General features: G+C 40.8%; 23 protein-coding genes and 1 pseudogene. 22 read left to right on the top strand and 2 right to left on the bottom strand.

Annotation, left to right across the window (positions count from 1 at the left end):
• Positions 1 to 55 precede the first annotated feature (55 nt).
• From mltG to ACYH0L_RS12240, 8 genes are all read left to right on the top strand, one after another.
• Positions 56 to 1,138, top strand: coding sequence for an endolytic transglycosylase MltG (mltG, locus tag ACYH0L_RS12275; protein WP_099727740.1), 1,083 nt, complete (start codon positions 56 to 58; stop codon positions 1,136 to 1,138).
• Between the two features lie 216 nt (positions 1,139 to 1,354).
• Entirely contained in the window at positions 1,355 to 2,020 is a 666-nt protein-coding gene (locus ACYH0L_RS12270) for an O-methyltransferase (RefSeq protein WP_099727739.1), read from the top strand.
• Complete coding sequence (locus ACYH0L_RS12265) at positions 2,017 to 2,946, top strand: peptidase U32 family protein (protein WP_099727738.1); 930 nt, start codon at positions 2,017 to 2,019, stop codon at positions 2,944 to 2,946. Before ACYH0L_RS12270 ends, ACYH0L_RS12265 begins: the two co-directional genes overlap by 4 nt.
• Positions 2,947 to 2,966: 20 nt before the next feature.
• On the top strand, positions 2,967 to 4,235 hold the full coding sequence (locus tag ACYH0L_RS12260; protein ID WP_482354079.1) for a peptidase U32 family protein: 1,269 nt from the start codon (positions 2,967 to 2,969) through the stop codon (positions 4,233 to 4,235).
• A 7-nt stretch (positions 4,236 to 4,242) separates the two neighbouring features.
• Positions 4,243 to 4,875, top strand: a complete 633-nt coding sequence (gene udk, locus ACYH0L_RS12255) for a uridine kinase (RefSeq protein ID WP_249705020.1) — start codon at positions 4,243 to 4,245, stop codon at positions 4,873 to 4,875.
• A 639-nt stretch (positions 4,876 to 5,514) separates the two neighbouring features.
• The gene (greA, locus tag ACYH0L_RS12250) at positions 5,515 to 5,988 is read left to right on the top strand and encodes a transcription elongation factor GreA (protein ID WP_099727735.1); all 474 of its coding nucleotides are present in this window, start codon (positions 5,515 to 5,517) and stop codon (positions 5,986 to 5,988) included.
• Between the two features lie 50 nt (positions 5,989 to 6,038).
• Positions 6,039 to 7,781 (top strand): peptidoglycan D,D-transpeptidase FtsI family protein, encoded by a 1,743-nt coding sequence (locus ACYH0L_RS12245; protein WP_099727734.1) that lies wholly within the window; start codon positions 6,039 to 6,041, stop codon positions 7,779 to 7,781.
• A 67-nt stretch (positions 7,782 to 7,848) separates the two neighbouring features.
• A complete protein-coding gene (locus ACYH0L_RS12240) occupies positions 7,849 to 8,514 on the top strand; it encodes a YrrS family protein (protein WP_099727733.1) in 666 nt (221 codons plus the stop codon).
• A 90-nt stretch (positions 8,515 to 8,604) separates the two neighbouring features.
• Here ACYH0L_RS12240 and ACYH0L_RS12235 read toward each other — a convergent pair whose 3' ends face one another.
• The gene (locus ACYH0L_RS12235; RefSeq protein WP_008358500.1) at positions 8,605 to 8,808 is read right to left on the bottom strand and encodes a YrzA family protein; all 204 of its coding nucleotides are present in this window, start codon (positions 8,806 to 8,808) and stop codon (positions 8,605 to 8,607) included.
• A 186-nt stretch (positions 8,809 to 8,994) separates the two neighbouring features.
• Between ACYH0L_RS12235 and ACYH0L_RS12230 the strand changes: the two genes are divergently transcribed.
• The 7 genes from ACYH0L_RS12230 to ACYH0L_RS12200 all read left to right on the top strand — a co-directional run bounded on the left by ACYH0L_RS12230 (position 8,995) and on the right by ACYH0L_RS12200 (position 13,676).
• Positions 8,995 to 9,636, top strand: coding sequence for a class I SAM-dependent DNA methyltransferase (locus ACYH0L_RS12230; protein WP_249705021.1), 642 nt, complete (start codon positions 8,995 to 8,997; stop codon positions 9,634 to 9,636).
• Between the two features lie 15 nt (positions 9,637 to 9,651).
• On the top strand, positions 9,652 to 10,347 hold the full coding sequence (gene mtnN / locus ACYH0L_RS12225) for a 5'-methylthioadenosine/S-adenosylhomocysteine nucleosidase (RefSeq protein ID WP_099727731.1): 696 nt from the start codon (positions 9,652 to 9,654) through the stop codon (positions 10,345 to 10,347).
• A 45-nt stretch (positions 10,348 to 10,392) separates the two neighbouring features.
• On the top strand, positions 10,393 to 11,316 hold the full coding sequence (locus ACYH0L_RS12220) for a PLP-dependent cysteine synthase family protein (protein WP_249705022.1): 924 nt from the start codon (positions 10,393 to 10,395) through the stop codon (positions 11,314 to 11,316).
• A 1-nt stretch (position 11,317) separates the two neighbouring features.
• A complete protein-coding gene (locus ACYH0L_RS12215) occupies positions 11,318 to 12,466 on the top strand; it encodes a bifunctional cystathionine gamma-lyase/homocysteine desulfhydrase (RefSeq protein WP_482354078.1) in 1,149 nt (382 codons plus the stop codon).
• Positions 12,467 to 12,538: 72 nt separating this feature from the next.
• Entirely contained in the window at positions 12,539 to 12,769 is a 231-nt protein-coding gene (locus tag ACYH0L_RS12210; protein ID WP_099727728.1) for a YrhC family protein, read from the top strand.
• A 445-nt stretch (positions 12,770 to 13,214) separates the two neighbouring features.
• A complete protein-coding gene (locus tag ACYH0L_RS12205) occupies positions 13,215 to 13,349 on the top strand; it encodes a YrzI family small protein (protein WP_008342648.1) in 135 nt (44 codons plus the stop codon).
• A gap of 159 nt (positions 13,350 to 13,508) precedes the next feature.
• Positions 13,509 to 13,676, top strand: coding sequence for a hypothetical protein (locus tag ACYH0L_RS12200; protein ID WP_180275522.1), 168 nt, complete (start codon positions 13,509 to 13,511; stop codon positions 13,674 to 13,676).
• 43 nt (positions 13,677 to 13,719) lie between these two features.
• Here the strand turns inward: ACYH0L_RS12200 and ACYH0L_RS12195 are convergent, their stop codons facing one another.
• Positions 13,720 to 13,845, bottom strand: a complete 126-nt coding sequence (locus ACYH0L_RS12195; protein ID WP_099727727.1) for a YjcZ family sporulation protein — start codon at positions 13,843 to 13,845, stop codon at positions 13,720 to 13,722.
• Between the two features lie 267 nt (positions 13,846 to 14,112).
• On the opposite strand from ACYH0L_RS12195, the gene ACYH0L_RS12190 reads away from it, so the two are divergent.
• The 7 genes and pseudogenes from ACYH0L_RS12190 to ACYH0L_RS12160 all read left to right on the top strand — a co-directional run bounded on the left by ACYH0L_RS12190 (position 14,113) and on the right by ACYH0L_RS12160 (position 22,361).
• Positions 14,113 to 14,715: a class I SAM-dependent methyltransferase gene (locus ACYH0L_RS12190; RefSeq protein ID WP_326839039.1), complete on the top strand. Its 603-nt coding sequence runs from the start codon at positions 14,113 to 14,115 to the stop codon at positions 14,713 to 14,715.
• Between the two features lie 628 nt (positions 14,716 to 15,343).
• Positions 15,344 to 16,558, top strand: a complete 1,215-nt coding sequence (gene fdhA, locus ACYH0L_RS12185; protein ID WP_099727725.1) for a formaldehyde dehydrogenase, glutathione-independent — start codon at positions 15,344 to 15,346, stop codon at positions 16,556 to 16,558.
• Between the two features lie 205 nt (positions 16,559 to 16,763).
• Positions 16,764 to 17,600 (top strand): ABC transporter ATP-binding protein, encoded by an 837-nt coding sequence (locus ACYH0L_RS12180; RefSeq protein ID WP_482354077.1) that lies wholly within the window; start codon positions 16,764 to 16,766, stop codon positions 17,598 to 17,600.
• Positions 17,578 to 18,557: pseudogene (locus tag ACYH0L_RS12175) on the top strand (alanine/glycine:cation symporter family protein); the annotation flags it as partial. The gene ACYH0L_RS12180 and the pseudogene ACYH0L_RS12175, both read left to right, overlap by 23 nt.
• Positions 18,557 to 19,714, top strand: a complete 1,158-nt coding sequence (locus ACYH0L_RS12170) for an iron-containing alcohol dehydrogenase (RefSeq protein ID WP_482354076.1) — start codon at positions 18,557 to 18,559, stop codon at positions 19,712 to 19,714. The pseudogene ACYH0L_RS12175 and the gene ACYH0L_RS12170, both read left to right, overlap by 1 nt.
• Before the next feature lie 303 nt (positions 19,715 to 20,017).
• The gene (locus ACYH0L_RS12165) at positions 20,018 to 20,767 is read left to right on the top strand and encodes a glucose 1-dehydrogenase (protein WP_482354075.1); all 750 of its coding nucleotides are present in this window, start codon (positions 20,018 to 20,020) and stop codon (positions 20,765 to 20,767) included.
• A gap of 373 nt (positions 20,768 to 21,140) precedes the next feature.
• Positions 21,141 to 22,361: an MFS transporter gene (locus ACYH0L_RS12160; protein WP_482354074.1), complete on the top strand. Its 1,221-nt coding sequence runs from the start codon at positions 21,141 to 21,143 to the stop codon at positions 22,359 to 22,361.
• Positions 22,362 to 22,385: the final 24 nt, after the last annotated feature.

Raw genomic sequence — 22,385 nt, 5'->3', positions numbered from 1 at the left:
TGCCGAACTCCGTCGAATCATGTACTATAAAGGCTAGATGTGAGGAGGGCCATGCATGTTTTCAGAACAAAAGAAACGACCATTCTTTAAAAGAAAAAAGGGGATCGTCCTGTTATCTGTACTTGCTGTAATCATCATTGCAGCATTATCAGGCTTTTTATATGTTAAATCAGCACTCGGACCGGTCGATCAAAAAAGCAAACAAACAATTAATATTCATATTCCAAATGGGACTTCTGTCCGTGCGATTGCGGGCATCCTAAAAGAAAATGGGCTTATTTCGAATGACACCATTTTCACTTACTATGCAAAATACAAAAAAGCTTCCGGCTTTAAAGCAGGATACTTTCATTTAAAACAAACAATGGACGCGGGCCAGCTCATTCAAAAGCTGACATCTGGCGGCACAGATTACGCCTTTCAGCTTGTGATTCCTGAAGGAAAACAGCTGTCTGATATTGCAACGATCATTGCCAACCAGACGAATTTTTCAGCGAAGGAAGTTGAAGCGAAGCTGGATGATCCAGCTTTTATTCAAAAGTTAATGAAAAAATATCCGAAAACGGTGACATCACAGGTTGATGGAAAACAGGTCAAACATCCGTTAGAGGGATATTTATTCCCTGCTACGTATCCATTTTATCGTGAGGATGAATCACTCGAAACAATCATTGATACAATGATTAAACACACGGATCAATATGTGAAAACATATGAAAAAGACATGAAAAAGAGAAACATGTCCATACACGATGTGTTAACAATGGCATCACTGATTGAAATGGAAGCAACGGAAAAGACGGATCGGTCAAAAATTTCAAGTGTGTTTTATAACCGGTTGAAAAAGGACATGCCGCTCCAAACAGACCCAACAGTTCTTTATGCACTTGGTGAGCATAAATCCCGTGTCTATTACAAAGACTTAAAGGTGAAATCTCCGTATAATACGTATATCAACAAAGGGCTGCCACCTGGTCCAATTGCAAATGCTGGTGAATCTTCATGGAAAGCAGCACTGCATCCAGAGAAAACGGATTTTGTTTACTTCCTTGCGAAGAAAAATGGAGAAGTCGTCTTTACGAAAACGTTAAATGAGCACAATAAAGCGAAAGCGAAATACATCACAGGCAGCAATTAACGCACATGTGAAACGGAAAAGACTGTAGACAATAGCCAGATTGCCTGCAGTTTTTTTCGTTGAAATATCCATTTTATAGGTTCGCAATTACCACTTCTTTGTGGTAAAATATATCGGGTTGTTTTTACTTAGATGAACGAAAGATTGATTGACGAGAAAGAGAGCTGCAATAGGCAGGACTCTTCTTTTTCAGGTCATGAAGGAGCTAGACATATAATGACTATCGAAGATGATCAAATAAATGATTATATTGAACATTTAATTCAACCAAGTCCTGATGCAATCGCTCAATTAGAGATATATGCAAAAGAGCATCATGTGCCAATCATGGAAAAGGTGAGCATCGAACTTTTACTTCAGCTGCTTTCTATGAAAAAGCCGAAGAAAATTCTTGAGGTTGGGACAGCAATTGGCTATTCGGCGATTAGAATGGCGACAGCTCTCCCAGATGCTGAGATTTACACGATTGAGCGGAATGCGAAACGCTATGAAGAAGCGACACGGAACATTGAGGAATTAAAATTAAAAGAAAGAATACACGTGTTCTTTGGTGATGCCATGGAATCGGCTAAAACAGTCCAAACGATGGCGCCCTATGATGTGATCTTCATTGATGCCGCAAAAGGGCAGTATAAACGCTTTTTTGAGCTGTTTGAACCGATGCTGGCTCATGACGGAATGATTATTACAGACAATGTATTATTCAAAGGCTTAGTCGCGACAAATTATGAAGAAGAAATTGAAGATAAACGAAAAAAACAATTAATTGGAAAAATTGATCGATACAATCAATGGCTGATGTCAAATCCTGACTTCCAAACATGTATCATTCCAGTTGGAGATGGGATCGCCATTAGTACAAAAAGAGGTGACCAATCATGAAAAAACCAGAATTGCTTGTGACGCCAAGCAAAGTGTCAGACGTACTGCCATTAATCGAGGCGGGAGCTGACGCATTTTTAATAGGCGAACAGACATACGGCATTCGCCTTGCAGGCGAGTTTTCAAGAGAAGATGTGAAACAAACGGTTCAGCTTGCACATGCACATCACAAAAAAGTGTATGTGGCCATGAATGCGATTTTTCATAATGACCGTGTTCAGCTGCTTGGAGATTATTTAACCTTTCTCGATGCATTAAACGTGGATGGTGTCGTCTTTGGAGACCCAGCAGTGATCATGGCCGCAAAGGAAACAGGGGTCAGCCTGAATCTTCACTGGAGTACAGAAACGACTGGGACAAACTATTACACTTGTAACTACTGGGGCAGAAAAGGTGCAACGCGTGCTGTTCTTGCCAAAGAGCTGAATATGGACAGTGTGATCGACATCAAAGAAAATGCTGAGGTGGAGATCGAAATTCAAGTCCATGGCATGACATGTATGTTCCAATCGAAACGTACGCTCATCGGCAACTACTTTGAATACCAGGGCAAACAAATGGACGTGGAAGGCAGTCATATGGGGGAAGGACTATTCCTTCATGACCAAGAGCGTCAAAACAAATACCCTATTTTCGAGGATGCAAACGGCACTCATATTATGAGTCCAAATGATGTGTGTATGATTGATGAATTAGAGGAGTTTGTCGACGCAGGTGTTGACTCTTTTAAAATTGACGGAATTTTAAAGTCACTTTCTTATATGACAGAGGTGACGTCTCTATATAGAAAAGCAATTGATTTGCTAACGACTGACAAAGAGGCTTATGAAGATCAGAAAGATGATTGGGTGAAGCAGATTGAAGACATTCAGCCAGTCAATCGTTCGATTGATACAGGATTCTTCTTTAAAGAAACGGTTTATTAACATAAGAGGAGGCAGAGGAAATGGCACTTTTAAAGGATGGTATTTCTGAAATGATTGATGGAAAACGTGTCATTACAAAAAAACCAGAACTGCTTGCACCAGCAGGGAACCTGGAAAAGCTGAAAATTGCTGTACATTACGGAGCAGACGCCGTCTTTATTGGCGGGAAAGAGTTTGGACTTCGCTCAAATGCAGATAACTTTTCAATTGAAGAAATGGCAGAAGGCGTCGCATTTGCAAACAAATACGGCGCACGGATTTATGTGACAACAAATATCTTTGCCCACAATGAAAACATGGACGGGCTAGAGGAATACCTTCAAGGGATTGAAGGCGCTGGTGTAGCGGGAATAATTGTGGCTGATCCGCTGATCATTGAAACATGTAAACGTGTGGCGCCAAAGCTGGAAGTTCACTTAAGCACGCAGCAATCTCTTTCAAATTGGAAAGCTGTTCAGTTTTGGAAGGAAGAAGGGCTTGAGCGTGTGGTGCTTGCACGTGAAACAAGTGCGCTAGAAATTAGAGAAATGAACGAAAAGGTCGATATAGAAATCGAAACGTTCATTCACGGCGCGATGTGTATTGCTTACTCTGGCCGCTGCGTGCTCAGTAACCATATGACCGCGAGAGATTCTAACCGCGGAGGCTGCTGTCAGTCTTGTCGCTGGGATTATGATCTTTATAAACTAGAAGGTTCTGAGGAAGCACCATTATTCGGTGAAGAAGATGCACCATTTGCGATGAGTCCAAAAGACTTAAAGCTTGTCGAATCCATTCCTCAAATGATCGAAATGGGGATTGACAGCTTAAAGATCGAAGGACGGATGAAATCGATTCATTATGTGGCGACTGTCGTGAGTGTGTATCGTAAAGTCATCGATGCCTATTGTGCAGATCCAGATCATTTTGTCATTCAGCAGGAATGGTTAGATGAATTAGATAAATGTGCAAACCGTGACACAGCGCCAGCCTTTTTCGAAGGCGTACCGGGAACGGATGAACAAATGTTTGGCATTCATGGAAAGAAAACGACATTTGATTTCGCTGGTCTCGTTCTTCATTATGATGAAAAAGAACATATCGTGACATTGCAACAGCGTAACTTCTTTAAAGCAGGCGATGAAGTCGAATTCTTCGGACCAGAAATTGAGAATTTCACATTCAAAATTGAGACGATTTGGGATGAAAAAGGAAATGAGCTAGATGCCGCTCGTCATCCGCTGCAAATTGTGAAATTTAAGCTTGATCAAAAAGTATACCCTAGCAACATGATGAGAAAGGGGAAATAACAGGCCCATGAGGAGAAAACCAGTTGTGATCGGAATTGCTGGCGGCTCGGGTTCAGGTAAAACGAGCGTCACCAATTCCATCTATGAAAAATTTAAAGGACATTCCATCCTCATGCTTCAACAAGATTTATATTACAAAAATCAAAGTCATATGCCATTTGAAGAGCGCCTGCTCACGAACTATGATCATCCGCTTGCATTCGACAATGATCTCATGTTTGAGCACTTGGAACAGCTGCTAAGATACGAATCCATTGAAAAACCAATTTATGATTTTAAACTAAATACACGTTCAGAAGAGACGGTACATGTTGAACCAAAGGATGTCATCATCGTTGAAGGCATCTTTGCACTAGAAGATGAACGTCTTAGAGAATTAATGGATATTAAACTGTATGTCGATACTGATGCAGATCTACGCATCATTCGCCGTATTTTACGTGATACGAAGGAAAGAGGCCGTTCTATCGATTCCGTGATCGAACAATATGTATCTGTTGTCAGACCGATGCATAATCAATTCATTGAACCGACAAAGCGTTACGCCGATATCATCATCCCAGAAGGCGGTCAAAACCATGTGGCGATTGATCTCATGGTGACAAAAATTCAAACGATTCTTCAAAACCGCGGAGAATAAATGGTGAAGAGGCCTTTACAATGTAAAGGTCTTTTCAGCATCATGATCACAAAAAGAGAGTTAAAACCAATATTTCACTTATTTCTAGTGGTAGATGATATTTGAGCATTTTGAGAAGTAAAACATTGAATGAAAGATTTGATATGATAGGAAAACAATGAAGAAAAGCAGAAGTGGAAAAATCACCATCATATAGTGAAAGAATGAAGTTGTAAAAGTATATTGAAAAAATGACAAACAAATCATCACAAATTTTCAAACAATTCTTGATCAAAATGCAATTTTGTAATAATATAGCATAGACATATCGTACACTGACCATATTATGTATTGAAAGATGAAGAATGGATAAGCTATTCTTCTACATATGATCGAAATGGCCGAACGAGGTACAGGAGCTTCCTGTGCCTTTCCACAGTTTGTGCGATGAAGATAAATTATCTTTAAACCGCGAGTGGTCCTGCCAAAATAAAAGGCATAATAGTTGCATCTAAAAGGGACGCCATGTAAGATGGACTTTTACGAATATGGGACAGAAAGAATGAGGGCCTGCACATGTCCTCATTCTTGTATATTTCAGTCGTCACTCACGTGCAGAAAGCTTGTATGATGAGGATTAATAGAAGGAGTGAATGATTCATGGCACACGAGAAAGTATTTCCAATGACAGAAGAAGGAAAGCGTAAATTAGAAGAAGAGCTTGAACATTTGAAAACGGTTAAACGTAAAGAGGTTGTAGAGCGTATTAAAATCGCTAGAAGCTTCGGAGACCTCTCTGAAAACTCGGAATATGATTCTGCTAAAGAAGAGCAAGCGTTTGTAGAAGGTCGTATCACAACGCTTGATAATATGATTCGTAATGCCAAAATTATCGAGGATGAGGGGAACTCAAATGTTGTCTCACTTGGTAAAACGGTGACATTCGTTGAATTACCGGACGGAGAAGAAGAATCTTATACGATTGTTGGAAGTGCAGAAGCTGATCCGTTTGAAGGAAAGATTTCAAACGACTCACCAATTGCAAAAAGCCTATTAGGCAAACAAGTAGATGACAAAGTAACCGTTCAAACACCTGGCGGAGAAATGTTCGTCCAAATTGTAAAAATTTCATAATCACGTTTATACGATAAACACCTCGTCCACAATAGGGACGAGGTGTTTTTATGCGCAAAAAAAGAAGAATTCAATGGACAGGTGCCATTATTTTTATGCTGCTGCTCGGTCTTCTTATCAGACTGGCAGAAATTCAGCTGTTTTTCACAGAATCTTTTTCAAAGCTTGATATCAATTTAATACAAGAAAGTGTCAGACAGCGAACAGAAGAAGTGGTCATTTCAGACGGACGCGGCGAATTTTTAGATCGGAATGGCCAAGCACTTCTCACAAAAGAACAGCCAGCGATCATCTTATTTCCTTTTTTGCAATATGATCTTCCTCACTTAAAGCAAACCGCCTCTATTCTTGAAATGGAAGAAGACGAACTCAAAAAACAGCTAACAGAAACCAAAAAACCTCTTATTCTAAAAGAGGACATGACGAAAAAAAAGCTGAAAGACATCAATGATATGAAATATTCAGGTGTTTACGGCGTATATATGAAAGAGAAGGACAAAAAAAGACTTGCCCTCCACACATTAGGTTTCACAAGCGAGAATCCAGAATTACTGAGAAAGCGTTATCCTGATAAAAAAGGGCTTTCCATCCGAACAGAAATTGGCACATTTGGGCTGGAAAGTACCTTTGACGAATTTCTATTACCCGAGCAAGACACAAAATTGTTATATCATGTGGACGGAAGGGGAAACCCTTTGTTTGGGATGGACGTCAAATATACAGCAGAAGCTCATTCGTTTTATCCACTTCAGGTTCAGACAACAATGGATGAAGACATGCAAGCCGAAATGGAGAAGGTTCTCAAAGAACAAGGCGTTGAAAAAGGCGGAGCTGTTCTGCTCGATATTCAAAACAGCAGTGTGCTGGCCATGGCGAGTGCTCCGAATGTCACAAGCAAAAACCGGCATGAAGCAAGAAATTACATGCTGACAGCCATTGCACCAGGCTCTGTATTTAAAACCGCTGTGCTTGCCGCAGCGATCGAAAAAAACCTCGACCAGCCACAAACCATGTATGACTGTCGAAAGAATTTATATGGAGAGCCAGAAGGAAAACAGGAAGTGCTGAATCTGTCTGAGAGCTTTGCGCAAAGCTGTAACTATACCTTTGCAACACTCGCCGGTCAGCTCATCCAAACAGATGATCAAATCATCGAAAAGACGGCTTCAAAGCTTGGACTTATTGATCGAGCTGGCTGGGAAGGGGAGGTATACCATAAGCAGCAATTCAAACAGTTTGATCGTGAAGAAACAGGCAGTGTGTGGGGAGATAAAAGAGACAAGCATGTCAAAAAAGCCATTGCGCAAACAGCGATAGGTCAAAAAAATGTCAAAACGACTCCGTTGCAAATCGCCAATATGATGGCAACGATCGCAAGAGGCGGAGAACGAAAAGAAGTGAGAATTGCAGATAAAGTGCTGTATCAAAACGGAACAACGATGCTATCCTTTCAAAACAAACGATCTGAAGGAGACAGCATTGACCGCTATACAGCTCAAAAGTTGCAAAAGTACTTAAGGCAGGTGGTGACGTCTGACAAAGGAACAGGAAGAAGGTTTCAAGATTTGCCATTCGATATGGCGGGGAAATCAGGCACTGCTCAAACCGGCAGTAAAGACAAAAAGGGGAATCCCCTTTATCATAAGTGGTTTGCTGGATACTTTCCGGTGGAAAAACCAAAATACGCCCTTGTCGTTGTTCACCTTGACGAGACAAGTGGACGGGCTAAGACAAATGATGCGTTTTATGATATTGTAAAAAAGGTCAATGAAATTGAAAAGAAACAGACATAGAACATCCCTTCATGTCATGTTAGAATAGTAACGACTTAGGGAACAGAGGCAAAGGAGTGCAGAGATTTTGAGTAGAAATTCTCGATTTGAACATCGTGATAAGCGCAGAAAGGCGAATATGGTGCTTAACATATTAATTGGTATTGTTGTAGTGCTTATTTTGGTTGTCGCATCGAGTTTGTTAATTTTTAATAAACCGAAAGATCCAGATGTAGCGGATGCACCATCTAAAACGGCGCCTGCATCGAGTGAAAATAAACAAAACTCAGAAGAAGATGTGAAAGATCAAAAGAAAGATACATCCGATGATTCAGATGCAAAAAAAGATGACTCATCCGATCAAGACGACGATACAAAGAAAACGGATGATGAAAACGAGCCGAGCAAAGATGCGTTAAAAGACGCCAAAGAAACAGACGGCGGTAAAACGAGTGACGTAGACAAAACATACGAAAACGATGACTGGGAGCCTGTAGGAACAGAGCAATCCGGTTCACATACAGCGACCTATGATTCTAAATCAAAAGACTGGAAAGAAATGATCAAAGCCATGTCCTATGCGACAGGAATTTCAGAGGATCAAATGACTGTTCTTTGGTTAGGAAATAACGGAGGACCTCAAGATGCAAAGGGAACCATCCGTGATAAATCAACAGGTGAGCGCTACCGCGTGGAAATTACGTGGGTGGATGAAAAAGGCTGGAAACCTGTGAAGGTTGAAAAATTAAAATAAACATGAAAAAAGATAGCAGACATGCTATCTCAGATTGTTGACAAAGGGCTAAAATGATCTTTATTTTTAGCCTTTTGTCTTCTTTTTTATTTAGACATTCGCTTTAAAATGAACAACCGCTGTATACAAAATCCGGTCATCGATCACAGTTGTTTGATGACTCACTGAATGAACGGTTAGCAGGATCGCCTGATTATGTTCAATTTGTTTTTGGATCTTTTGTTCAAGCTCTTTTAAAGACGCTGCCTCAAAAAATTCAATTTTGTCCTTTAAAAAATCCAGTTGAAAATCCATTTCATTCACCCCTCCATGCTCTTCATTCATCTTAATCTCTCTCTTTCAAAAGGGCAAATATTTTTCTACCCCTCCCTGTATTTTTTAGTAGGAAAGAAACAGAAGTTGTGGTAGGATAGGAACTGTTCGACGGAATAAAACATACTATACACATAGGAATAAATAGATAAAGTGGAGGGGAAGAAAATGGGACGTGAGTTTCTTTCTTTATTTGATCATTGGGCTGAGTCTTATGACGACACTGTAAGTGGTCATGACGAGCAGTATGAAGAAGTGTTCCGCCGGTATCCGGCCATTCTAAATGAGATTGCTCGACGTTCGGGTCAATATGTCCTTGAGTTTGGAAGCGGCACGGGTAATCTAACGACGGTGCTGCTTGCAGCAGATAAGAACGTGTTTGGCGTTGAACCATCAGACGCCATGAAGAAAGCGGCTCTTCAAAAAGGAGTACCAAATGTGTTTCATGATGGGGACTTTTTATCGTTTCCAGCGCCACCATTTGAGCCCGATACGATCGTCAGCTCATATGCTTTCCACCATTTAACGGACGAAGAAAAAAAACAAGCCATTCACACCTATGGCAACTTCCTTCACTCAGGTGGTAAAATAGTCTTTGCTGATACAATGTTTCAAAATCAAGCAGCACATCAAGCTGAAATCGACAAAGCCAAAGCTGCTGGATTCGACCAGCTTGCAGAGGATTTAGAAACGGAATACTATCCATCCATTGATGTGTTAAAGCAAATCTTCGAAGAAGAAGGTTTTAGCACATCCTTTCATCAAATGAATGATTTTGTTTGGATCGTAGAGGCGAAGAAAAGGGAATGAAAGGATGTTTTTGATTTGAAAATCGCAGTAATAGGTGCAATGGAAGAAGAAGTCACGATTTTAAGAGATCAACTAAAGAATGCAGCACAAGAAAACATCGCTGGGTGTGAATTTACAACAGGTGTTTATGAAGATAAAGAAGTGATTTTATTAAAATCAGGAATTGGAAAAGTGAATGCGGCGGTCAGCACAACACTGCTGCTTGACCGCTTTCAGCCAGATTATGTGATCAATACTGGATCTGCTGGCGGTTTCCATCACTCATTAAATGTAGGTGATATTGTCATATCTACAGATGTCAGACATCATGATGTAGATGTCACAATCTTTGATTACGAATACGGACAAGTGCCAGGATTGCCAGCTGCTTTTGTCGCAGATGAAAAGCTTGTGAAACTGGCAGAGGAATCTGCTTTAGAGATCGATCATATTCAAGTGGCAAAAGGAACGATTGCAACAGGAGATTCGTTTATGAATGATCCGAATCGTGTAGCGTTTGTGAGAGAGAAGTTTCCAGAGCTATATGCGGTGGAAATGGAGGCAGCGGCCGTTGCACAAGTATGCCAGCTCTTTGGAACGCCATTTGTTGTCGTTCGTGCGCTATCGGATATTGCGGGGAAAGAATCCAATATCTCCTTTGATCAATTTCTTGAGCAAGCAGCGATTCACTCAACAGATCTTGTCCTGCGTATGATAAAGCAAACACAATAAAAGAAGGGGTTCCCCCTTCTTTTCCATGCAAAGGAAGGGAAACATATGGCTGTCATAAAGGATATTACAGAATTAATTGGTCACACACCACTTCTAAAGTTGTCAGGGATTGGGGTTCCGGCAGGTGTTGACGTGTATGCAAAGCTTGAAATGATGAATCCAGGTGGAAGTATTAAGGATCGTTTAGGCGACATGCTTATAAGAGAGGCGTTGGCATCTGGCAAATTGCGGCCAGGCGGAACTATTATTGAAGCAACTGCTGGAAATACAGGAATTGGGCTTGCCTTAAACGCAAGGAAGCATCAATTGCGCACCATTTTTTGTGTACCAGAACATTTTAGTCAAGAAAAACAACAGCTGATGAAGGCGCTTGGTGCAGACATTATTCATACACCAAGAAAAGAGGGCATGAAAGGTGCGATTAATCGAGCCCTTGAACTAGAGGCAAGCCTTGACAATGCCTATTGTGTTTTACAATTTAAAAACCAAGTAAATCCATTGACTTACTACAGAACGCTCGGACCAGAATTATGGTCTGACTTACAAGGGAACATCGATGTTTTCGTGGCAGGAGCAGGATCTGGAGGGACTTTTCAAGGATGTGCCGCCTATTTAAAAGAGCAACATCAGGCGTTAAAAACGGTTATTGTTGAGCCAGAAGGATCCATTTTAAATGGCGGAAAGCCAGGTCCCCATAGAACGGAAGGAATTGGCCTTGAATTTATTCCAGATTATATGGAATCGTCTTTATTTGATGAGATTTACACCGTCAGTGACGATGATGCGTTCCGAATGGTAAAGGAAGCCGCTGAAAAAGAAGGCATTCTGCTAGGAAGCTCTTCTGGCGCCGCGTTATTTGCCGCTTTAGAAGAAGCCAAAAAGGCAGCACCTGGCACAGTCATTGTCACCATTTTTCCTGACAGCAGTGAGCGGTATTTAAGTAAAGGAATTTATGAGGGAGGAAAATAGAATGAAACCAAAAACAATGATGATTCACAGCGGAACAACTGGTGATGAAAAAACAGGCGCCGTGTCTGTACCCATTTACCAAGTGAGCACCTATAAGCAGCCGAAAGCAGGCGAACATACAGGATATGAATATTCCAGAACAGCGAACCCAACAAGAACAGCACTGGAAACAGTCATAAATGAACTTGAAGGAGGAGCAAACGGCTACGCATTCGGTTCCGGGATGGCTGCTATTACAGCAGTGATGATGCTGTTTAACAGCGGGGATCACATTGTTCTGACAGACGACGTGTACGGCGGGACCTACCGCGTGATCACGAAGGTGCTCAATCGTATTGGCATTGAGGCTACCTTTGTTGATACAAGTGATCCTGAAGCGGTGAAAAAAGCGATTTTACCTGAAACAAAAGCCGTTTACATTGAATCGCCGACTAATCCTTTACTCAAAATGACCGATCTAAAAGCCATCAGCCACATCACAAAAGAAGCCAACATTTTGATGATTGTGGATAATACATTTTTCACGCCGTATGTCCAAAAGCCAATTGAATATGGGGCTGACATTGTCCTGCACAGTGCCACAAAATATTTAGGCGGCCATAGTGATGTTGTGGGCGGACTTGTCGTGACAGCAACGAAAGAGCTTGGAGAAGAACTGCACTTTGTTCAAAACTCGACAGGCGGTATTCTTGGACCGCAGGATTCGTGGCTTCTCATGAGAGGGATGAAAACGCTTGGACTAAGAATGGAAGCACATCAACAAAATGCGCAGAAAATCGCCGAATTTTTAGAACAACATCCAGCGATCACACGTGTCTATTATCCAGGTCTGAGCACTCATCCAGGTCATGAACTGGCGAAAGCACAAGCAACAGGCTTCGGCGGAATGATCTCTTTTGATATTGGAAAAGAAGAAAATGTTGATGAGTTTTTAAGCCAGCTTAAGCTGTTTACAATAGCAGAAAGCCTTGGAGCGGTTGAAAGCTTAATTTCTGTCCCTGCTCGAATGACCCATGCGTCCATTCCAAAAGATCGACGAGAAGAGCTTGGCATCACAGATGGTTTAATTCGTATTTCAGTCGGCATTGAAGATGTTGATGATTTACTGCATGATATCGAACAAGGGCTTGACGCACTAGCGAATGGATAGATTTACATGCTCCTCGCTTTCTTTCACTATGTTAAGCTATGAATAGACATTGAATACGGGAAGGTGAAACAAGTGAAGAAAAAGTGGAGTGGTTTAGTGACAGATTACAAGCAGTACGCTTTTATTTTGCTTGCTGTCAGCACCTTTTTATATATTGGTACGATCTTACCTAACCAGCACATCGAAGCATCTCCAAAAATGCTGATGATGGCAGTAGATTGTATGTTCTTATTAGCAGCTTTTCTTTGTGTAAAACGTGCGATCTTTTTTCAAAAGAAACTGCAAGAACTAGATGAAGATTAATTCGAAAAGTCTCCTCATGTGATGAGGGGGCTTTTTTATTGATTGGACAAAGGGACAAGAATGACTGTAGAAATTTAGTTAAAAACACAAAAAACACCTAAATGACTAAAAACAGGTTTACAAAATGGTGCTTGCTGGATATACTTACAAAGTAATTAAAAAATGTAAAGGAGGCTGAAGAATATGTTATTCGTATCTACTTGTGATCAATTCAACAAACAATTTCATCATGTCATCAGCCTGTGGAAGAGCTCGTGTCCTTCCTTTACCTATTACGGTGCACGCTTCAAAACTGTTTAAGTAAACGAGGATTTTTCACGCATCATCCATCGCAGGTTGAAAGACACTGTCTTTTGATCTGCATTTTTGTGTGCCCGCAGGTCAACTGATAAAGAAGATCTGCGGGCTATTTCGCGTGTTGCGAACTGAAGGGAGGTGAGCGTAGATGACAATCCATTTATTTTTTATTACATTGACTATTCAGCGTAAATACAAAGACATTGAAACCGTTCTTTATGAACAGCAAGTCGAAACTTTTTATGAAGAAATGAAGCAGAAACAACTAAAGTATATGAACTAAAAGGAAAAGAAAAAAGATGAAAAGGAGGAGATTGACATGTTTATGATGCTTGCAATGCTTGATTGTTATACAAGGGAGAAGGACCAGGTTTAGACACGCTCCACATTGATCACCTGCACATATGATAACCGTAAAAGGAGATTGTGAGGTGATCAATGAATGTCGATGTCACCATATATGAGGTTTCCGTCAGTGGGGCACGGGTATGCGTCCATTCCGCATTCCTTAAAGCACGGGTACGGCAATCCATACCGAATGCAAAGAGAGCAGCAAGAAATGCTCAGACGCTATATGTACAATTACAATTATCCAACTTATTGGTATTAAAGAAAAGGAGCAGGAAACAATGACGTTTCCTGCTCCTTTTACATTAGCAAATCCAGCTTGCACCGATGATGATCAACAAAATGAAGAGTACAACAAGCAATGCGAATCCGCCTGCAAAACCGCCACCGTAGCCACCGCAGTTGCCTCCAGAATAACCGCCAAAGCCCATAATCTAGCACCACCTTTATCTAATCAAGATACATTCATAAAATATGCAGCTCATGCAGAAAACGAAAGCAATCTTTGCACAATTAATGAAAACGCCTATTCAATCAAATATTTTTTAAGTCATGCGAAACATTTTCTGAAAAGGTGCCGTCTAATAAAGGACAAATAAATTAGGACTAGGTCTTAACTTTTGTTAGGTGAGAACCGATATGAAAAGTAAGAAAATTCGTAAATAGTTTTATTTACTGGTGTAAAGCAGGTGTTAACATTGATTCAAAGCTGGATTGGAAAACAAATGAGAGAACCAAAAGGCTTGTTCTCAAAATGGGTTGCCCGCTATATGGAAAAAAATCATCATAATATCAATCAATGGACGATTCAACTCTTAAATATACAAGAAAATGACCGAATTTTAGAAATCGGTACCGGAAGAGGCATGACATTATCAAAAGTAGCAGAAAAACTCGACCGAGGAAAAGTGTACGGAGTGGACGCCTCTCGTCATATGATCAAATATGCAAAAAGAAAAAATAAGAAGCTTGTGGAACAGGACAAAGCCGTCATTACTTTTGGTAAGGCTGAGCATTTACCTTTTGAAGACAGATCATTCAATAAATTATTTACGGTGCAGACCATTTATTACTTGCCGGATATCGAACAGGTGATGAAGGAAGTGTACCGCGTCCTTCAAGTGGATGGAGAAGTATTCTTATCTTTTCAAAAACAGGAGCTGATGAAGGAACAAAAACGGTCACAGTCTTTCTCATCGTACAGTGAACAAGAGATCAGCCGCCTATTTTCAGCGTATCACTTTAGAGACGTCTCGGTTTATCACTATGATACATACATCTGTATCAAAGCCTTAAAATGATGAAAATATTTCCCAGGTAATGAACAAGCACTTCAAAAAAGAGGCTCTTCGTCAGAGGAGCCTCTTTGCGTGTGAAGGCGACAGTGTCAACAAATAAAGGCTCTTCATGAGAAGAGCCTGCAGCGTGTAGACAAACCCTCGCATTCGTTGTCAGTCCTGCGCGCTGGTGCTCACGAATGTCAAATTCACTCCGCGCCAGTGCTCGTTCTTCCTAGACTTCAAAGGTTTTCTATCACGCTGAAAAGAAGACAAAGGGCTAAAATAAAGATCATTTTAGCCCTTTGTCAACAAATAAAGGCTCTTCATGAGAAGAGCCTGAGCCTTTTGCATTCATTTCATATAAAGGGGCCAGCCAGGTGTGTAAGGAATGATAGTATATATAAGGAATTTGTTTGTCGATTAAGGATACCTGTCTGGCTTATTCCTTATATCGACACCGTTCTGCAAAAGTTTAGCTTTTTTTTCAATATTTTCTTTTTTATTTGACTGGAAGATACATCTTTCTCTCCCTGATAGACATTTGGTTCCTTCTTTTTGAGTCAATGTGCGGTTTGAAGAAGGGAATTGCTCGAGAAATAGAGAAAATTGTAGAGACTTCATTTTTAAACAAAAAGGGAGGAATGGAAACATGTCGGGAAACAAAGGTGTCGTTTATAAAGGGGCAGGAAATGTAGCAGTTGAGGATATTGGATACCCTGATTTGGTCTTAAAGGATGGCCCGGGTGTACCTAAAGCCAATGTTGGGCGCAAATGTGAGCATGGCGTCATTTTAAAAGTGGTGACAACAAACATTTGCGGAAGTGACCAGCACATGGTGAGAGGGCGTACCACTGCACCTGAGGGACTTGTCCTTGGTCATGAAATTACAGGTGAAGTCGTTGAGGTTGGACGAGATGTGGAGTTTATTCAAAAAGGTGATCTCGTGTCAGTTCCGTTTAATATTGCTTGCGGACGCTGCGTCATGTGTAAGGAACAAAAAACCCATGTGTGCTTAAATGTAAACCCGGATCGTCCTGGCTCCGCCTATGGATATGTGGATATGGGCGGCTGGGTTGGCGGTCAATCCGAGTACGTCATGGTTCCATATGCAGATTTCCAGCTGCTCAAATTCCCGGACAAAGATCAGGCAATGGAAAAAATACTGGATTTGACGATGCTTTCTGATATTTTCCCGACAGGTTTTCATGGTGCTTATACGGCTGGAGTAAAGCCGGGCTCTACCGTATATATTGCTGGTGCAGGGCCAGTAGGTCTTGCAGCAGCACATTCCGCTCAGCTCCTTGGCGCCTCTGCTGTGATCGTTGGCGATCTGAATGAGCAAAGGCTGGAGCAGGCCAGAAGCTTTGGCTGCGAGACGATCAATTTACGAAAGCATGATCGAATCGGCGAACAAATCACGAATATCTTAGGAGAGCCAGAAGTCGACTGTGCCGTCGATTGTGTCGGCTTTGAAGCTTCAGGTCATGGAGATCAGGGAGAAGCACCTGCGACCGTTTTAAATACCATTATGGATATTACAAAAGTTGGCGGTAAACTTGGAATCCCAGGGCTTTACGTCACAGAAGATCCAGGTGCAGTGGATGAGGATGCAAAAGTTGGTTCTCTTAAAGTACGAATTGGACTTGGCTGGGCCAAAGCGCACACCTTTGTGACAGGCCAAACCCCTGTCATGCAATATCACCGCAGTCTCATGAAATCCATTTTAAGTGGAAGGGCACAAATCGCCAAAGCCGTCAATGCAACCGTCATTGACCTCGATCAAGCGCCTAAAGGATATAGTGATTTTGATTCGGGTGTGGCGAAGAAATTTGTGATTGACCCGCATGGGATGATTTCAAAATAATGATCCATTTAAAATAAGCTGGAGAAATAACTTACAGGAAAGCAGATCCTGTAAGTTTTTTTGTGTTTTCAAATTTAAACAGACCTGTACTATTCTCCTGCATTTTGTAACATGTTAAAATGAATGAATTGGAAATATTATTCTTTAGTTGAAGGTCATACCATATATTCTGCTTGACTATAGGAAAAATAGGGGAGAGAAATCATTGCTTATAGTAAATGACATCAAAAAAAATTATGAGGATAAACAGGTACTAAAAGGGGTGTCCTTTCAGTTAAAAAAAGGAGAAACGTTTGGGTTATTAGGACCAAATGGTGCAGGGAAATCTACATTAATTGGCATTATGACAGGGCTTATTCGTGCAGCAAGCGGCACTGTGACGATTGGAGGTAAAGATTTAAACAAAGAAACAAAACATGCGCAGCAATTGATTGGCATTGTTCCGCAAGAGATCGCTTTATATTTACATTTGACAGCAAAGGAAAATTTAATGTTTTGGGGGAGAATGTACGGACTCAAAGGAAAGGAGTTAAAAAGCAGAGTACAAGAAACGCTTGAGTTAATCGGTCTTGAAGATAGAGCGAATGATAAAGTGAAAGTATTCTCAGGAGGGATGAAAAGAAGAGTGAATATCGGATGTGCCATTTTGCATCGACCGAAACTATTAATCATGGATGAGCCCACTGTAGGTATAGATCCCCAATCTAGAAATCATATACTAGAAACTGTCAAAACGCTAAATAGTGAAGGAATGACAATAATTTATACTAGTCATTACATGGAGGAAGTCGAATATTTATGCGAAAGAATGGCCATTATGGATCATGGCTCTATCATTGCTATGGGGGATCAACGTGAATTAAGTGAACTTGTCGAAAATCAAAGAGAGATTATTTTCACCATCAAATGTGAACATGGACAAAACGAAATAGATCGAGTGCGTCAATACATACATGAATATGACCCGATAAAGGAAATTGTGGTTCAAGGAAATCAAATCAAAATATTCGATCAACACCCTCAGCAGTTGTCTAATTTTTAATGCTGTGCAAACGAATACAATTACAAATGCCTTTCATTATTCATTTGGTATCAGTCCGATTGGCATGGGGGTATTTGTAACAATTCTTACTGCTTTCATTATTTTTGGTGGTGTAAAGCGAATTGCTAACTTTACACAAATCATTGTCCCAGTTATGTCAGCGTTTTATATTGCCTTAGCACTTTATGTGATTGTCACAAATATCGCTGATGTACCCGCAGCATTAGCAAGTATTATAAAAGGTGCGTTTGGATTAGAGCAAATCGTTGGAGGCGGCATAGGTGCTGCGATTATGAACGGTGTAAAACGTGGGTTATTTTCCAATGAAGCAGGAATGGGAAGTGCCCCAAATACCGCTGCTGCCGCCAATGTTTCGCACCCAGTAAAACAAGGATTTGTTCAATTATTAGGAGTGTTTTTTGATACATTAGTTGTTTGTAGCTGTACGGCATTTATTATTATGCTATCGACAGTAGAAACAACAGGTGAATTATCTGGTATCGAAATTACACAAGCTGCGATGGCGCAGCATTTCGGCTCTTGGGCTAGTATTTTCTTAGCTTTTGCCATATTTACTTTGCATTTAGCTCTATTGTAGGTGGCTACTATTATGGTGAAGCCAATATCGGTTTTATTCATAACAGTGCAGCAGCTTTATTAGTGTATCGAATGACTGTATTAATCATGATGATGTTTGGTGCTGTAGCCAACTTACAAGTTGTGTGGACTTTAGCCGACTTGTCGATGGTCATTATGGCTATTGTAAACTTGATTGCGATTGCGATTCTAGGCAAATTTGCTTTTACAGCTTTAGATGATTACATTGGACAAAGAATGTTAGGTAAAAATCCTATTTTTTATGCCTCTACCATACCAGGTTTAATAGAAATAGAATGGTGGGGAGCAGAAAAACAAGCTACTAACTCAACAAATACAAATGAAGGAGTAGAAAAATAATGATGAATTTTGAATATGTTTGTAATACAAAAATGATGATGGGGACTGGCAAATCAAAAGAAATTGCATCTATACTAGAGGACATTGTAGTGCCTAGTGCAACAGTTATGATTGTGACTGACTCTGGTGTGAAAAACGCAGGATTAGTTACGCCTATTGAAACGCATTTACAAGAAGCTGGTTATTCCGTTATCGTATTTGACCAAGTATCTCCAAACCCTAGAGATACTGAATGTCTAACTGGTGCAGAGCTCTTTAGAAAAGAACAAGTATCAGCGGTTATTGCTATTGGTGGAGGAAGTCCAATGGATACAGCAAAAGCCATTACGTTATTAGGTCCAAATGGCGGCAATCCTGAAGATTATATAGCAGGAAAGAAGGCGTATACAAATATAGCGCCATTAATTTGTATTCCAACAACGGCTGGCACTGGCTCTGAGGTGACGCGTTCATCTGTCATTACGTTAGCTGCTTCACATAAAAAAATCACATTAAAACATACCTTGCTTCGACCAACCATTGCGATTTTAGACCCTGCTCTTACAGCGACAGTGCCAAAAAGCATAACAGCCGCAACAGGCGTTGATGCATTGGTGCATGCTATTGAAGGCTATACATGTAAAGTAACAAACCCTATTTCGAAAGCAATGGGTGCAAGTGCAATGGAAACAATTGTGAAATACTTACCGAAGGCATATGAAAACGGAGCTGATTTAGAAGCAAGATATAAAATGCAGGAAGGTAGTTTACTTGCTGGCTTATGTTTCGGTTCAGCCGATGTAGCAGCCATACATTGTTTAGCAGAAGCGCTTGGCAGTCTTTATGACACACCACATGGTATCGCAAACGCTGTATTTTTACCATATGTGATGCAATTTAATGCAGTTGAAAACGAGTCATTACACGCAGAACTTGCAAAAATGATGAGCTTTGCAGATAAAACGGATTCAGATGATGTGGCGATTCAAAAATTGATTGATGGGATCTATACATTTACAAAGAATTTAGGCATTCCAACACTAAAAGAATTATCTTATGTAAAAGAAGAGGATTTTGACAAAATGGCTGAATTAGCAGAACAAAACAACTCTACACCAAGCAATGTTCGTCCTGTTACGAAAGCTGACTACTTAGAAATTTTAAAGACTGCTTTTTAAAATAACGATACAGAAAAAGAGAATAATAGAATGACACATCAGTTCTACTAATAGAGAATACAAACACGAGTCTTTTACAGACTTTATATAAAAAGCAAACGACAATAGTGATGTAGAAGTTCGACATGATTTATGGGGCTAGTCTGACACGGCAGAATGAGACACAAATAATCCACCCTCCTAAGTGTTCATTAGGAGGGTGTTCTTGTATGTCCCATTTGACTAGGTATAGTCTATACATGTTATCTCATCAAAGTGGTATGATAGACGACAACATCTCATGTAGAAAGGGTTTGATAAACGATGAACTTTCAGCATAAAACAGTCATCATCACCGGCGCAGCAAATGGAATTGGTGAAGCAATCGCATACGGTTATGCGAAAGAAGGAGCACGTGTGGTGCTTGCGGATATCGATGAAGAGAAAGGCAAGTATTTGGAAGAGCAGCTAAGAAAGGGGTCCTATGAAGCCTATTTTAAAAAAACGGATGTAAAACAAGAGAAGGATATTCAAAGTTTAATGTCGTTTGCCGTGGAGCGTTACAAAACGATAGATATTCTGATCAATAATGCTGGTGTCATGTGTACAAAATCCCCTTATGAATTAACGGTCGATGAGTTTGATCATGTGTTACATACGAATCTAAGAGGTGCTTTTTTATGTGCAAGGGAGGCGGCACGTTATATAAAAGAGAATCAAAAAGGCGGTTCGATTGTGAACATTTCATCCACTCGCGCGACAATGTCAGAACCTGATGCAGAAGCGTATGCGGCATCAAAAGGCGGGATATCAGCGCTTACTCATGCCCTGGCTGCTTCCTTTAGTCAGGATCACATAAAGGTGAATAGCATTTCCCCTGGATGGATTGAAACGAAGGATGAGGAGAATCTTCGAGAGATCGATCACCAGCAGCATCTTTCCAATCGAGTCGGCACGCCAAAGGATATTGTGAAGGCTTGCTTTTATTTAACCGATGAGGACAATCAATTTGTGACGGGCACAGATTTAGTCGTTGATGGCGGCATGACAAGAAAGATGATATATGCTGATTAAATATGAAAAAAACATTGACGCTTTGGTTCAGCCGCAGTATAATATGTAACAATTCAGCTGAAGATCGTGTAAAAAAAGAAAACAAAGCGCAAATAGAGAAGAGTACATAATCACTGCCTCACACAGAGAACTCCGTTGAGCTGAGAAGGAGCTGGGGAGCGTTATGGAACCAAGCCTCTTAGCTCTGCACCGGATTCCTTCGGATGGTGGTGTAGCGATATTCTCACGTTACAGAGAAGGGTTCATGTGACCTGCTAAGGTTCATCTGGCAACAGATGAATGAACTGAGGTGGCAACGCGGAGTAAATCCCGTCCTCAAGACAGAAATGTCTTGGGGGCGGGATTTTTTTGATGACAAATTGGGGGGACAATGATGAAAAAACATTGGCGGGATATGAGTATTTTACTTGGAGCCATCGGCATTGCGAACATAGGAGAATGGATTTATATGATTGCCCTCCATCTGCTCATTTTTCAAGAAACAGGCTCTGTGCTTGCTATAACAGCTGTCTATATGCTAAGACCAGCCGCTGCTCTTTTGACAAATAGTTGGTCTGGCAGTTTGATCGATAGGCTGAATCAGCGAAATGTGATGATCAGTTTAGATATAACCCGCGCGATTCTGATTGCATGTATACCCTTTGCCTTATTTTCAGGACATTTGCTGATCGTATATGTCATAGTGTTTGTCATTCATATGGCACAAGCAATATTTCATCCAGCGTCGATGGTGTATATGACAGGGCTGGTTCCGGCGGGTCACCGCAAACGGTTTAATGCCATAAGGTCTTTACTACAATCGGGTGGATTTTTACTTGGACCCGCAGTCGCAGGTCTGCTTTTTCTAATCGGCACACCTGATTTTTCAATTTATGTAAATGCGATTTGCCTTTTGATCTCTGCTTTTTTGACGATGTATTTACCAAATTTGCTAAAACAAGATGCTGAGCAAAAGGGCTTATCCCTTTCAATGTTAAAAGAGGATGCGAAGCTTGTTCTTCGATTTAGTCTGACGTCACGCCATGTGATGGCTGTGTATTTGTTATTTAGTGCTGCCATGACGGTACTGCCTACTGCTATTGACTCACTTGAAGCAGCTTTTGCCAAAGAAGTGCTGATGCTGACTGATACAGAATATGGACTTCTTGTCAGTATGGCTGGAGCGGGAATTATTGCAGGCGCAAGTCTCAATTCGGCTATTGTCGAGAGGCTGCCTGTTTTCATCATGCTAGCGATCGGCAGTCTGTTTGTCACTTTTGGCTATCTCATCTATGCTTTTTCTAGCACATTGACCGCAGCGGCTATTGGTTTTTTTGTTCTTGCATTCTTTTTAGCGTTTGCCAATACAGGTTTTATGACGTTCTATCAAACGAATATCCCGGTAGAGGTCATGGGGAGAGTTGCAAGCTTTTATGCATTGTGCGAAGCCGTTCTGACGATTGGCATGACAGGCATCTTTGGCGTTTTAGCACATGTTCTATCTATACGAACGTCCGTCATATTAGGGAGTATGTGTATGCTTCTAGTTTGTCTATTTCTATGTTTTGTCATTTTTCGTCCATTGACTGTCAACAAAATAGTGCGTCGTACTTAGAAAATTAAAAAAATTATGTTATCA

Source organism: Bacillus sp. MC1252, from assembly GCF_056838025.1.
Note: the sequence above shows the minus strand (reverse complement) of the source record. Positions and strands in the feature narration are given on the sequence as shown.